This window comes from Lachnoclostridium phytofermentans (assembly GCF_000733755.1).
GTDB lineage: Bacteria > Bacillota > Clostridia > Lachnospirales > Lachnospiraceae > Lachnoclostridium > Lachnoclostridium phytofermentans_A.
Genome location: NZ_JPOF01000003.1, coordinates 1,040,740 through 1,053,706, shown reverse-complemented (window position 1 = coordinate 1,053,706; position 12,967 = coordinate 1,040,740). Strand labels below are relative to the sequence as shown.

Genomic DNA, 12,967 nt, shown 5'->3' with positions numbered 1-12,967 from the left:
TCTAATCTTCGTGTGTCACTTTGGTAACACTTGGACGAATGGTTTTCCAGATATCATAGTTGTCCATCGTCTGACTTCCCATCGCTAACAATTCTTTCATTGCCTGCCAGTCCTTTAGAAATTGGATCAGGCTCTTGTCTTTAAAGAAAATCCCTGGTTCACCGTCAATATCCTTTAATTCTACCGAAAACACTTCATCGATTGCAAAGAGTAACGGAAGAACATCTCCGTCTGCCTTAATATCAAATTCAGCTAAAGCATTTACATTCACATTCAATGCGTCTGCAATCTTTCTTAACTGGTCTGGCTTTGGAAGATTCTTTCCCAATTCATATTTACGAATTGCGACTTCATGAATTCCAGCTTTGTCACCAAGTTCCTTTTGTGTTAAGCCTCGAAATGTTCGTATTAACTTAATCTTTTTACCTGTGGTCAAAATAATCACCTCCTATAGGAAAGAATATAACATACTAAAAATGAAAAGTAAACATTAAATTATTATATATAGACAGAGCATTAAATGCACTGTATAATACAAAAACATAACAGAGCATTAATTGCTCTATATAGATATTGGGAGGTGAAGTTTCATGGGAGAAGTAAATTACCAGATTGAGCTTCCGTCATTTACTGGGCGAAATGTTCCGATTGCCGAAATAGCAAAAGCCATCGGAAAAGATGCACAATATGTAAGAGTCGGATTGCAAAAAGGGATTCTCAAATTTGGATATGCATTCAAGATGGAGAATTCCTCAGAGTACAACTATTTTTGCCCTGATAAGAAGGTATGGGAAGAAATTGGATATTTCAAAGAAGTACCAAGGGCAGTGTAGCAAGAAGTAAAGAAGGGAGTGGTTTTATTGGGATTCCAATAAAAAAAGTCCTACCCCATAGGGAAAGGACTTAAAAGACAACCAGTAGAGCTGATATATCTTATCTCGCAAATATTATTATATCAAAAGCTTCTGCTGGTAACAACGATATTATTTTATCAGGAGGACGATGAATGAGTGAACAAAAGACAGCATTAAAATTAATCCATATGGAAGATGTGCAGACAAGGGAAGTGAATTGGCTTTGGTATCCGTATATCCCATATGGAAAGATAACCGTAATAGAAGGAGATCCAGGGGAAGGTAAGACAACACTTGCACTGACGTTAGCCGCATTACTTAGTAGAGGACAACCTCTTCCATGTGATGAAGACATACCATATGAGCCAACCAACATTATCTACCAAACTGCAGAGGATGGAATTGACGATACGATTAAGCCAAGACTTGAAAAGGCAAATGCAGACTGTAGCAAAATCCGTGTGATAGATGAAACAGAAAAAGAACTGAGTATGACAGATGAAAGACTAGAGCAGGCAATCGCTGAAACAAATGCAAAGCTTATAATTCTAGATCCGATTCAAGCCTATATTGGTTCTAATGTAGATATGCACCGAGCCAATGAGATACGACCAGTATTAAAGCGATTAGGAATAATTGCTGAAAAGTATGGATGTGCAATTGTTCTTATCGGTCACATGAATAAAGCTTTTGGCTCAAAGTCAACGTATCGAGGACTTGGCTCTATCGATATTCAGGCAACGGCTAGAAGTGTATTACTAGTAGCAAGAATACCAGATAAACCTAACATTCGTATTATGGCACAAGATAAATCAAGTCTTGCGGCGGCAGGAGATTCCATTGGATTTGAAATATCAGAGGACAGAGGATTTGAGTGTATCGGTCCATATGACATTACGGTAGATGAGTTGCTTGCTGGCAAAGAGGGAAGGGGGCGAAAGAAGTTAGATGCAGCCATTGCCTTTATCAAGGGATACTTCGGTGCGGAAAGTGAAGTTTCTTCTAAGGATATCGAAGAGGAAGCTGCTAAAAAAGGTATAAAGCGAAACACCTTATTATCTGCAAAGAAGAAGCTGGGGATTATGGCTGGCAATCGTAAGACTATAGATGGCACGATGTATTGGACTTGGGTATTGCCGAAGAAAGAGTTTAACAATTTGACTTCTTAAGATGGCAGATTCTTAAACTCTGACGATGGCTTGTGAAGCGAAGCTTCACATATAACGTGATTAAGCGGCGTAACGCTTGCCCCCTAAGTTTGGGATTTCCCAAACTGATAGAGGGACATTACTTTCGGAGCAGTGCTTTAAAATTCTTTCGAAGGAAAGTAAAGAAGAACATGATAGCAGAGCTTTGGAAGAAATGAAAGGAAATCAACAAATGACTGACGGATAAAAAGAAAGGATGATTTAATGGGGAAATCAAAAACGATATCGGGTGCTTTACACCGCATTCCAAATCTGGAACATAATAATCGTGACCACTGGCCACCGAATGCAACGCATGACAGAGAAGATAGAAATGTCTATTATGTAAATGGAACAAGAGATTTTACCATTGAGCAGGCATATGACAAATTGTTTGAAGCTTCTTATCAGGAGTGGAGACAGAAGGAGATTAAGAAGAGCCGTGGAGATCGGTGTCCTGATACTTATTATGAGAAAATCAAGCAAGATAAACAGAAGCATGAGCAGTATGAAATTATCTGGCAGATTGGAGATATGGAAGATACGGGCTATGATAATAATTTCTATGATTCGCTATTTGCAGAACGAGCATTGCTAGACTTTGCAGAACATATGATGACGGAAGTTCCGAATGTAACATTTCTAACGAAGGAGCGTATTAATGATCCAGATTGGAAACCAGCATTTGAAGAAGGAATTGTAATCAATAATATGGCGTTTAATGGAGATGAATCAACCCCACATCTGCATATGACATTTATCCCTTATGTGAAGAATTGTAGTAGAGGACAAACGGTTCAAAATGCATTTTCCCAGACATTTAAACGTATGGGATATGCAACTAGTATGAAGCAAGCTGTTGATGAATCAGACAATCTGGTATGGCAAGATACACCACAGGGGAAAGTTCCACAGATGAAAAAGGTGGAGTATGGAGCGGTGACTTGGATTGAAGAGCAGAAAGAGTGGATTGCAGATTATATAAAAAAAGAACTTGGCTGGGAGCGATTCTTTAAGGGTAAGAATGAACGTGGAGACTTGCTATTATCGGATTATCGAAGAGAACGAGCTGCTGAACGAGCCAAAGAAGTTGAGAAGAAAGTTTTCTTGGTTGAAACTGATTTAAAGACGAAAGAAAAAGCAGTTACGGAGAAAGCTTCTACCATATTTAAGCTAGATGAAATGCTGACGGATAAAAAGAAGAATCTGGAGAATATTGATGATACGGTTCGGTATTATGACCGAAAGTTAGATTCAGCAAAGAAAGAACTTGCAGTTGTGGAAGATGATTACAAGGTGGTTTCTGATAAACTGGAAGAGAAAAGCAGAAAGGCTGAAATAGCGGAAGAAGTATATTTCATGTATAGCGGTGCTGGTTCGGACAGGGAACATGATTTATTTGAAGAGGTAGTTCAGCTTCGATATGAGAATGAGCAGAAAGACGGAGAAATTCGGAGTTTGAAGCAGAAGTTGAATGAGGCATATGAGTTTATGAAACGTTTTATGATTGGTGAAGTGACTTTGTTTGAGAAGTTTATGCAGGGGGTGAAGGAGAAAGTCAGGGATTTTGTGGGAATAAGGTAGATTACGAGTAAAGAGTCTGGAAATTCTGGACTCTTTTTACAATTTGTATTGAGAAAATGTTAAGATGTAAGTATAATAAAATTGTTAACTATTTTTTATGATAAAAATATAAACTAAGATTAACAGTTATTATATGGAGAATACATTATGAAAATGCAAGATTGTTTAGAACAGCTTGAAAATATGGAATCGTTGTTTTCGAATTTAATTAATACAAAATTAGGTGGTTATAATGATATGGATAGAATTATTGCCGCAAGAATAATTGATGATACGGTTGACTTGGTTAAGGACATCACTAGAGATGTATACATGTTTAATATATCGTATGATAACTATAATAATGGAATTTCATTTATGCCACAGTATTATTTTGAAAATATATTGTTACATGATGATATGATCTGGGAACGCATAATAATTATTATTTCAATAGCGTATCAAATTGATTTTGAATTTATTTTTAAAAGAAAAAGTATTAGCTCTTTATATGATGTTGTAAAAAAGGATACGAGAATAGAATCCAATATTAAAAAGTTATTACTTGATATCAATTCGGATTCCAATATGAGAGCATTAAAAATAACTCGGAATGGAAATGAACATTATATGTCAGTTCATTTGACGGAAAATGAAAAATTGAAAACGGATTTGTCAGACATTATTTCCATAAAAGACGCTATATTACGTGGAGATATTCAAAAAATTAATGAAAATACTGACTTTATAAATAGAGAAGAAATGAAGATTTTAAAGAACAAGATTCCTGTAGTATTAGATAAACAATCTAAATATGTTGCATTATTAAATTTATGTATTATACAGATGGAAAGTGCTTTCAAAAATAACAATTTTACATTTAATGACAAAGCATATTTTATACCAGTGAAAAAGAAATTTTTGCATGTAGATAAAAATATTTGGGTTAAATGCGATAAATTAGAAAACTACTACTCTCAATTACGAGAAGAGTTTAGAGAGGTAGTTGATATGATTAATGAAAATATATTTCCTGCAATGAGTAAAAGTTCATTCATACGGAATACATTGTTAACAGACAGTTTATTTAGAGCAAAAGAAGTACTTAGGTCAATTAATTTGTATTTTGGTTGTATGCAATATTGTATATCTGAAAAGAATAGTTTACCAATTGATGAAATAGAAAAAACTGAAAAATTTATATGTAATGATGTGATTTTTCCACAATATTATTATGACCATGCTATAATAAAATTATATTCAGTTTATGAGAAACTTGCAAAGTTTTTATTATGTAAATATGATTTTAAACAAGAATATCTCGATGATGACAAATTTAAGGGGATGTACATAGAGAAGGTGGTAGACCTATTTAAAAGTAAAAGTATTACATCTAGTATCTTAATAAAATTTAATGATTGTATTTCAAGTACTGAATACAATGATTATGAAAAAGATAGAAATAAAGAGTATCATTGTCTCAGGAGTTATTATCTTTTGAATGAAGAAGGAAGAGCAACATTTGCAGAATCAAATATATATAATGTCGAAAAAATGATGTATTCTCTTTACAATGTATTTTCTTTAATAATAAAAGAGGAGAAAAGTATATATTCAGAAATGATTTTGTCTTTTAGGGATAAACAAAATAAGAAGCAATAATTACTGTTAAGTATATGCAAGAAAATAAAAAAGTTAACTAGTGGAGGAAAAAAGCATGGGGTACGTAATATCTGTGATTAATATGAAGGGTGGAGTTGGAAAGACAACATTGAGTATAGGGATAGCGGATTATTTGGCTGAAATAGGGAAAACGGTATTGATTATTGATGCAGATCCACAATTTAATTGTACACAGGCATTGTTGGATTATTATAAGTCAAAAGGATATGAAGATCCTGATAGTGAACAGAACTATTATAGTGAAAAAGTGCTTCCATATTCTAAGACTATATATAAATTATTTACACCGCAAACAGATATGATGCATTCATATTCAACGCCTAATGCAGAACAATTAATTATAAATTTGAAGGCTAATTTAGATATTTTATGCGGAGATTTAAACTTGGTATTGGTTAATAAGGTTAGCGATCATACGTTTGTAAAAAGAATTAGAAATTTCATTGATGATAACAAGTTACGTGATAAATATGAATATATTATTATAGATTGCCCTCCTACGTTAACCATCTATACTGATAGTGCATTGATGGCGTCGGATTATTATTTAGTTCCAAATCGAATTGATAGATATTCAATTGTTGGAATTGATTCTTTACAAAAGGCTGTTGGAAATTTAATTCGTGAAGAACGTATAAAATTAAAGTGTATTGGATTGGTATATACTATGGTCAATAATATTACTTCGGTAAAACAAGACAGTATTAGAACAAGTTTTGAAAGCAAAAAAGCAGTTAACGATATTGATATTTTTAATTCTTCTAGTTCAATAGTTAATAACATACAATATGGTATGTCAGGAACTATACCTACTAAATATAAAGCATCTAGGGAAGATATTGAGGCAATTAGTTTAGAATTAGTTGAAAAGATCGATAACGATAATATTGAAGGAGAGTGAAATAATGTATAATGACTTAATACTTTTCCGTAATGAATTGAAAAATAAAAATGTACCTAAGTATAAATTGGCAGGAATAGTAGCTGAGATGCTTTTTTCCAAAACATTATTCCCTAAAAATAGGGATATCGAAGAATTTTTAAGGCTGGTGTTTGGACTGGAATTTAAGAATTATATTATGAAATCTAGAACTATGATAGTTTCTAAAATTGTTAAAAAAATTGTTGTTTCTGATGAAAAAATAGAATATAAGAAAGAACTATTGGATTTTATTAATGTTCAGATAGAAAAAATTAAAACTAATGAAGGATTTATGGATAAGAAAAATGAATTTAATGGATGGATAAAATAATGGATGATATGACTTATTCAGAAGTTAAGTTAATTAAAGCTAATATAAAAATATTTATTGATAAATTAGAAGAATTAGCTTCTACATATGAAAAAAATATTGACCAAAATGAGAAAGATTTTTTCGTTTTTATTTCAAAACATATAATTTTTTTTAAGTACCTGTATCTTGGAATGGGGAAAAAATATTTTTTCAAGGTTATTATATCTGATTTATATTACTATATAATTAGTCTTATAAAAAATGAGATTAGATATGTTTATGTCAATGAAAGATCAATAATTGAGAATTTTACTCGTGCGGTAATGAGAAAAACAGTAGAGGAAGATCATGTTACTGAAAATTTGTTTTCAAGCTTGAAAGAAAAGACATTTTTATTTACTTTTTCAGATGATGATTATTCTCTTATTAAAAGCGAATATGTGACTTCGTGTGGTTATATTCATGGTGGAGATATTTTAGATAATTGTTTGGCATATGTTTTTGATGATTATATATTTGATAATAAAAGTATAAAGGATTTGAACAAATATTTTGAACGAATACGTAAAATTTTTAAAATATATGATAAAATGCTAATTAATGAATACGGAGAAAGTATTAGTGGATGTTTTCATAGACAGAAATCAGTTTTCTGTTATTTGTTGGGCGAGGAATGCTTGGATTTATTATATTTGGTAAACAAGTAGGAGTACATACGAGGTGAAAAAATGAAACTAGAAGCAATCAATAGGCTCTATCATGGTTCAAGTGTAGAATTTAAAGATATTGATTTATCGTTTGCGAAACCTTATAAAGACTATGGTAATGGCTATTATTTAACGTCAAATTTGTCTCAGGCACAGCAGTGGGCTCAAAAAAAAGGTTCCCTAAAATGTTACATTTATGCATATCAGGTTAACAAAAATGAAATGAATGGGCTAAATATTTTAGAATTGCTTAATTATGATGAAGAGTGGGTTAATATAATTACTAAGTCCAGAATTGATGGAGAATACCCTGATTATGATATAATATATGATAGAATAGCCGATAATAGATATCAGGATATATCAGAAATTCTTATAAAGTATAAGAATAAAAGTGTTCCGTTTACATCGGTTATTGATAAAATAAAATGGAATAAAGATAAAGGTGATCAATTTTGTTTTAGAAGTAAAAGTTCTCTAAAATGTTTGGAGTTAATACAAAAATTTGATTTTAAAAAAGAGGACGGTATATGGAAGATGGAGGCATAGAATGATGAATAATGATAAAAGAATAAACCAATTAGCAATGATGTATTCTAATATTACAAATGTGCCCATACAAGAATCAAAGAAAGTCATATTAGGTACAAAAGTAGGTAAAGCAATTAGGCATAATGATATGAAAACAATATATGAACAACAAACAGCAAATTTGTATGAAGTATTTGTAGAAACATCTTCTGAAGGGGAAATCAACCACAAAGATTTAAAGGATAAAATCAAACAGTCATTAAATGTATTATCTGAATCTGAAAAAAACATGAAAGATAGTAACATACAATTTGGTGTAGCAAATGTTGTATTAAAAAATAAATCTGTAAGTAAACTAAAACGAAAGCAAAAAGAAATGTTGAAAGAAAAACAACAAAATATGGTAAATGTAAGGAGGATGGAAGATGCTATTAACATTAAGAGATGAAAAAAACAATTTGGTTGTTAAAGATATGTTAGATATTAATTTTGATATGAAGGTTGAAAATGTTAAAGATAAATATTGTGTTAGAATAAATCGAAGATACAAATTTGCGGAGGAATATTTTAGCAGAGAAGAAGCCGAAGAACAAATGTTAATATTAGCAAATGCAAGAAATAATATTGAGCAAGAATTGAGAGACTTTTAATTGTGGAGTAGTGAAGAGTACTGAAATTTATTAGGTAACAAACACGTAACTAACACTCTACTCAAACAATCCAGCATTCATGCGGTTCTACAGCTCTCAAACAGCTATCAAAGAGATAGGGACTACTACAACGCAGGACAACATATTACAATTCTATACGATTCAGAACCTCTCAGGACTTTTGTCTTGGGAGGTTTTTTTGAATTGTACAAAAAAAAGTTTATAAATGCAAAGAAAATGTTAAGTATCTTTATAATAGTAAAGAAATGTGTTATACTAATAAAAAGGAGTGTGATTATATGCCGATTCAGTATACAAAGCTATTTCAATTGCTTTCAGAAAAAAAAATTTCTAAGACCGAGCTGCAAAAACGTATAGGAATGTCATCAACTACAATGGCAAAACTTTCAAAGAACGAGAATGTTTCAATAAAAATTATTGGTGACATTTGCAAAACATTAAATTGCCAACCGGGAGATATTATTGAGATGAGTAACACTACTGATAATCGATTACTTAATTTGCTTAGAGAAGAAAAAGGTATGAAGTTAAAGGGGGGGTTGTATCATCAAACACAAGTTAAATTAGCGTATAATTCAAATCGTATTGAAGGTAGTAAACTGTCAGAAGACCAGACTAGATATATTTATGAAACAAATACAATTGCTATGGAGAAAGAGGAAACGGCTTCAATTGATGATATCATAGAAACAATAAATCATTTTCAGTGCTTTGATTATATGTTAGATATAGCAGATCAGAAATTATCAGAAGATACTATAAAAGATTTTCACAAAATATTGAAAAATAATACTTCGGATAGTAGAAAAGAGTGGTTTAATGTGGGTGACTATAAAAAGAAGGCAAATATGATTGGAGATCAAAAAACAGTTGCACCTTCAAAAGTAAAAGGTGAAATGGCTAAATTGCTAATTAATTATAATCAAATCTCCAAAATAAAATTTGAGGATATCATAGAATTTCATTATAATTTTGAAACAATTCATCCGTTTCAAGATGGAAATGGAAGAGTTGGACGGATGATTATTTTTAAAGAGTGTTTAAAAAATGGAATAGATCCGTTTATTATTGATGAGCAACATAAATTATTTTATTATAGGGGATTAAAGGAATTTTCGGAGGACAGAGGATATCTTATAGATACTTGCTGTTCAGCGCAAGATCGGTACAAGGAATTATTAGAATATTTCTTAGAAGAGTAGTGTATTAAGAAGTCCTGAAATAGAGGGTAAAACACAAGTAACTAACATCGATACTAAATAATCTAGCGTTCATGCGGTTCTACAGTTCGGGGAGAGCTGTCAAAGAGATAATAATCAAATCATTACAAACCCTTGTTAACAATACGTTTGCAGGGGTTTTTTAAATCCCATTATAATTCCTTGTGGAAATAAGCTCTAGCTTTTGTTCGACATCGAAAGTTTCAAATAGAGGGGTTCCATTCCCTAGAAGTGTAGGAAAAACCGAAATAGTGATTTCATCAATCAGATGGGCTTATATAACCATCAAGACTCATAGCAATATATAAAACTATTTTTCTCATACATATTTTCTTCCACAAATTTCGATTTGTCTATTTACTATTTTTAAGTTTATCATTTTTTCAGGTAAAATTATACCAGTTTTACTGTATACATAAGTCCTTTCATACAACCCTCTTTCTCTGCAACTATTACAGTTCTATCTCCCTCGATAATTCTAGAATTATGTTTACTTAAAATATCAAACAACAAAAATATTTTTATATGTGTTGAAATTTACTGTGCATGTTAGATTAAACTACAAGTTTATAGAAAATTGTATTTGAATGAGATATAATATTTCATAAATATATGATTTGGATATATATCCGATATAGAACAAGATAAGAGAATATTATGGAAAATATGAAATGGGCACATAGGTTAAGGGAGAATTTAAAGGAGGACAAAATATTGAAAAAAATATCAGTTACATATGATGAGACGGAATGGCTATATGCACCAGACGAAATATACAGTAATGTTGATGGATTGCAACGAAAACTTCAGATATTCGTACCGTATCGAGGAGAATGGGAAGAGGAAATTAGATATCCAGTTGTTTTATATATTCCTGGTGCTGCGTGGCATAGACAAGAAATGTATAATGATATACCAAAGATATCAAAATTGGCAGAGTGTGGTATTGTGGTAGCAATGGTTCAGCATCGAGAGTCTGATATTGCATTATTTCCAGCCCCGATTGAAGATTTACACCGTGCAGCAAACTATTTAATTGAAAATGCAGATAAATTTCATATAGATCCATTACAATTATTTGTGGCTGGACATTCTGCAGGAGCGCATATTGCATTGATGACAGCATTTAGCAAAGCGAATGGGTTGTGGGTTCCAGAAATGGTAGGTATGAAAGATTACAAAATAAGTGGCGTTATCGCACAAGCAGCCCCATCAGATTTGATATTGTGCCAAAAAGAGGGGCTACCACCGTGGATGAAGAAAGAACCTTCAGCAGAATTGCTTGGAGTGGAATACATAGATGAAAATTCAGAGATTGCAAAAAAGGCATCATGTGCAGCATATGTTAAAGATGAAGTAGTATTGCCACCAGTGTTGTTATTACATGGAGATAAGGATGGCGTGGTATCAGTGGAACATAGTAGAAAATTGTATAAACTATTAAAAGATAAGAAAAAGAACGTTGTATATTATGAACTGGAGGATGTGAATCATAGCGGAAATGCTTTTTGGTCGAAAGAGGTTTTGAAGATAATGAGAGACTTTTGTTACGATTAATCATAGAGATTGCCAAAATGTAGTGGAGGATAATGAAAAATGAGAGTTATGAATTTACACTTACCACTTTGAGCGGAGCCAACTTTAGAGAAATTAAAACGTCCTGAGACGCAATAAAAAGTCGTAGGTGTGAAACGCATGTGCAACAATGAACACTACAAACCCGCATTCTCGGGCTTTTCAAACTCTCAAACGGTTGAAAAAGAGATAATAATCAAATCATTACAAACCCTTATGAGAAAAGAGTATGGAATAGAAATCTTTAATTAAATAGAGTGAAGCCTCAGAGATTTTTGGGTAGCAAACACATATTGCAAATAGAGGGGAGTACTTAATGACATTAGAAGAGTTCTGGAATGATTTCATAAAATGTAACCAATTAAAGAGCACGACAACCTATATTGAAAGTTTTCACTTTGAGTTAACAGAAAAATTAGCCAATAGTCTATTGGAACTTGTACTGTCAGGAAAAAAGAAAGCAACAGCAAGTAGTTTACTTTCTTATGAGATTGAGGGAACCAGAATACCGCAAGTGGGGGATTATAGCATTGTTACGGATTGGGATGGAGTTCCTCGCTGTGTGATTGAAACAACTGCTGTTACCATAACTCCATTTAGTCAGATAACCTTTGATATCTGTAAGAGAGAAGGTGAAGATGATACATTAGAGTCTTGGCAGAAAGGACATAAACACTTTTTTGTGGAAGAAGGGAAAGAACTGGGATATAGTTTTTCAGAGGATATGTCAGTTGTCTTTGAAGATTTTAAAGTAGTGTTTGTTAGATGAGTTTAGAATGGAATAGTAATAGAAAAAATCATTGGATTAACAAAATGGCATCTAAATATCGATAGTCAGATAAGCCCCTAAGTGTAAAAAACTTGGGGGCTTTCACATTAATAACGAAGACTAATTAGTTACTGCAATACTTATCTTTATCATAAATTCATCCGTATGCGAAACAGCCAACTTATCCAGAAGATATTCCTCATAAGCATCACCGCATATTGCTAAACCCTGTTCTTTAATCCTTTGTAACAATGAATTATAAAGTTCTTTTGTTGATGCCAATGGACCTTTGTGGTAAGTAATTGCATAGAGTCCTGCCGGCTTTCTTTTCGATTTTGCGTCATTTCTCCGGACAAAAAGTCTATCAACCCTACCATAAATACCTAATTCAAGATCTTTTTGACTTATAACAGAACCTGCATAAGCAGGGCCTTTTAGTTCTGCTTCCTTTAAAAACTGATCTGTAAAGTTAAACCACTCATCATTCGTTAGTTCGTTTCTTAAAGGAAGTGGATTGCTATATAAGATGGCTTCCTCCGGAAGCATTTTTAAGGTAATTTCATCCAAAGAGGCACTTAGTGCTTCCTCGGAATAGGCTACGACATTACTGAGTAACCATTCAATTCGTTCGAGTTTTTTAATCTCTTCTTTCACTAGCGTTAGCTGTTCCTTTGAAAGCTCAATTAATTTTTCAGGGGAAGGTGAATTCACGTACTGCTTTAATGATTGAATTGGAAAGTTCAGCTCTCTTAGGGATTGAATCATCCAAAAGACATCAAGTTGTTCAAAGGTATAAGAGCGGTAGTCGTTATCGTCCACGTTAGCTGGATGAAATAAACCGATTCGATCATAATAATAAAGAGTATCTTTTTTTATTCCAAATCTTTTAGCAAATTCTCCTGTGGTAAATGATTTTATGTTTTTCTTATTGATACTTTTCTCATCCAAATGTTTTCCTCCTTGACTATGGAG

The 12,967-nt window shown here is 32.4% G+C and carries 15 protein-coding genes; 13 read left to right on the top strand and 2 right to left on the bottom strand.

All coding sequences use genetic code 11. The features are described from left to right. Nucleotide 1: 1 nt before the first annotated feature. On the bottom strand, nucleotides 2-436 hold the full coding sequence (locus CC92_RS0109965; protein WP_029503032.1) for a helix-turn-helix domain-containing protein: 435 nt from the start codon (nucleotides 434-436) through the stop codon (nucleotides 2-4). Nucleotides 437-590: 154 nt separating this feature from the next. On the opposite strand from CC92_RS0109965, the gene CC92_RS0109960 reads away from it, so the two are divergent. From CC92_RS0109960 to CC92_RS0109895, 13 genes are all read left to right on the top strand, one after another. After that, nucleotides 591-833 (top strand): hypothetical protein, encoded by a 243-nt coding sequence (locus CC92_RS0109960; RefSeq protein WP_029503033.1) that lies wholly within the window; start codon nucleotides 591-593, stop codon nucleotides 831-833. Between the two features lie 173 nt (nucleotides 834-1,006). Further along, on the top strand, nucleotides 1,007-2,023 hold the full coding sequence (locus CC92_RS0109955; RefSeq protein WP_029503034.1) for an AAA family ATPase: 1,017 nt from the start codon (nucleotides 1,007-1,009) through the stop codon (nucleotides 2,021-2,023). Nucleotides 2,024-2,266: 243 nt separating this feature from the next. Further along, nucleotides 2,267-3,625, top strand: coding sequence for a hypothetical protein (locus tag CC92_RS0109945; RefSeq protein WP_029503035.1), 1,359 nt, complete (start codon nucleotides 2,267-2,269; stop codon nucleotides 3,623-3,625). A gap of 147 nt (nucleotides 3,626-3,772) precedes the next feature. Continuing rightward, nucleotides 3,773-5,266: a Cthe_2314 family HEPN domain-containing protein gene (locus tag CC92_RS0109940; RefSeq protein WP_029503036.1), complete on the top strand. Its 1,494-nt coding sequence runs from the start codon at nucleotides 3,773-3,775 to the stop codon at nucleotides 5,264-5,266. A 55-nt stretch (nucleotides 5,267-5,321) separates the two neighbouring features. Then, the gene (locus CC92_RS0109935; RefSeq protein ID WP_029503037.1) at nucleotides 5,322-6,188 is read left to right on the top strand and encodes a ParA family protein; all 867 of its coding nucleotides are present in this window, start codon (nucleotides 5,322-5,324) and stop codon (nucleotides 6,186-6,188) included. A 4-nt stretch (nucleotides 6,189-6,192) separates the two neighbouring features. Further along, on the top strand, nucleotides 6,193-6,540 hold the full coding sequence (locus tag CC92_RS0109930; protein ID WP_029503038.1) for a hypothetical protein: 348 nt from the start codon (nucleotides 6,193-6,195) through the stop codon (nucleotides 6,538-6,540). Next, the gene (locus tag CC92_RS0109925; protein WP_029503039.1) at nucleotides 6,540-7,229 is read left to right on the top strand and encodes a hypothetical protein; all 690 of its coding nucleotides are present in this window, start codon (nucleotides 6,540-6,542) and stop codon (nucleotides 7,227-7,229) included. The genes CC92_RS0109930 and CC92_RS0109925 overlap by 1 nt, the downstream gene beginning before the upstream one ends. A gap of 21 nt (nucleotides 7,230-7,250) precedes the next feature. After that, nucleotides 7,251-7,778 (top strand): DUF3990 domain-containing protein, encoded by a 528-nt coding sequence (locus CC92_RS0109920; RefSeq protein WP_029503040.1) that lies wholly within the window; start codon nucleotides 7,251-7,253, stop codon nucleotides 7,776-7,778. A 1-nt stretch (nucleotide 7,779) separates the two neighbouring features. Beyond that, nucleotides 7,780-8,208, top strand: a complete 429-nt coding sequence (locus CC92_RS0109915; protein ID WP_029503041.1) for a hypothetical protein — start codon at nucleotides 7,780-7,782, stop codon at nucleotides 8,206-8,208. After that, nucleotides 8,186-8,410, top strand: a complete 225-nt coding sequence (locus CC92_RS0109910) for a hypothetical protein (RefSeq protein WP_029503042.1) — start codon at nucleotides 8,186-8,188, stop codon at nucleotides 8,408-8,410. The genes CC92_RS0109915 and CC92_RS0109910 overlap by 23 nt, the downstream gene beginning before the upstream one ends. A 299-nt stretch (nucleotides 8,411-8,709) precedes the next feature. Beyond that, nucleotides 8,710-9,633 (top strand): helix-turn-helix domain-containing protein, encoded by a 924-nt coding sequence (locus tag CC92_RS0109905; RefSeq protein ID WP_081842054.1) that lies wholly within the window; start codon nucleotides 8,710-8,712, stop codon nucleotides 9,631-9,633. 732 nt (nucleotides 9,634-10,365) lie between these two features. Continuing rightward, nucleotides 10,366-11,208 carry an alpha/beta hydrolase gene (locus CC92_RS0109900; protein WP_162175513.1) on the top strand — a complete coding sequence of 281 codons (843 nt, stop codon included), beginning with the start codon at nucleotides 10,366-10,368 and terminating at the stop codon, nucleotides 11,206-11,208. Nucleotides 11,209-11,542: 334 nt separating this feature from the next. Continuing rightward, on the top strand, nucleotides 11,543-11,995 hold the full coding sequence (locus CC92_RS0109895) for an ASCH domain-containing protein (RefSeq protein ID WP_029503045.1): 453 nt from the start codon (nucleotides 11,543-11,545) through the stop codon (nucleotides 11,993-11,995). A 120-nt stretch (nucleotides 11,996-12,115) separates the two neighbouring features. Here the strand turns inward: CC92_RS0109895 and CC92_RS0109890 are convergent, their stop codons facing one another. Next, complete coding sequence (locus tag CC92_RS0109890) at nucleotides 12,116-12,943, bottom strand: MerR family transcriptional regulator (RefSeq protein WP_081841863.1); 828 nt, start codon at nucleotides 12,941-12,943, stop codon at nucleotides 12,116-12,118. Between the last annotated feature and the right edge of the window lie 24 nt (nucleotides 12,944-12,967).

Coding starts and splice junctions, on each gene's coding strand:
- CC92_RS0109960 (WP_029503033.1), top strand. CDS start 591: ATGGGAGAAGTAAATTACCAGATTGAGCTTCCGTCATTTACTGGGCGA.
- CC92_RS0109955 (WP_029503034.1), top strand. CDS start 1,007: ATGAGTGAACAAAAGACAGCATTAAAATTAATCCATATGGAAGATGTG.
- CC92_RS0109945 (WP_029503035.1), top strand. CDS start 2,267: ATGGGGAAATCAAAAACGATATCGGGTGCTTTACACCGCATTCCAAAT.
- CC92_RS0109940 (WP_029503036.1), top strand. CDS start 3,773: ATGAAAATGCAAGATTGTTTAGAACAGCTTGAAAATATGGAATCGTTG.
- CC92_RS0109935 (WP_029503037.1), top strand. CDS start 5,322: ATGGGGTACGTAATATCTGTGATTAATATGAAGGGTGGAGTTGGAAAG.
- CC92_RS0109930 (WP_029503038.1), top strand. CDS start 6,193: ATGTATAATGACTTAATACTTTTCCGTAATGAATTGAAAAATAAAAAT.
- CC92_RS0109925 (WP_029503039.1), top strand. CDS start 6,540: ATGGATGATATGACTTATTCAGAAGTTAAGTTAATTAAAGCTAATATA.
- CC92_RS0109920 (WP_029503040.1), top strand. CDS start 7,251: ATGAAACTAGAAGCAATCAATAGGCTCTATCATGGTTCAAGTGTAGAA.
- CC92_RS0109915 (WP_029503041.1), top strand. CDS start 7,780: ATGATGAATAATGATAAAAGAATAAACCAATTAGCAATGATGTATTCT.
- CC92_RS0109910 (WP_029503042.1), top strand. CDS start 8,186: ATGCTATTAACATTAAGAGATGAAAAAAACAATTTGGTTGTTAAAGAT.
- CC92_RS0109905 (WP_081842054.1), top strand. CDS start 8,710: ATGCCGATTCAGTATACAAAGCTATTTCAATTGCTTTCAGAAAAAAAA.
- CC92_RS0109895 (WP_029503045.1), top strand. CDS start 11,543: ATGACATTAGAAGAGTTCTGGAATGATTTCATAAAATGTAACCAATTA.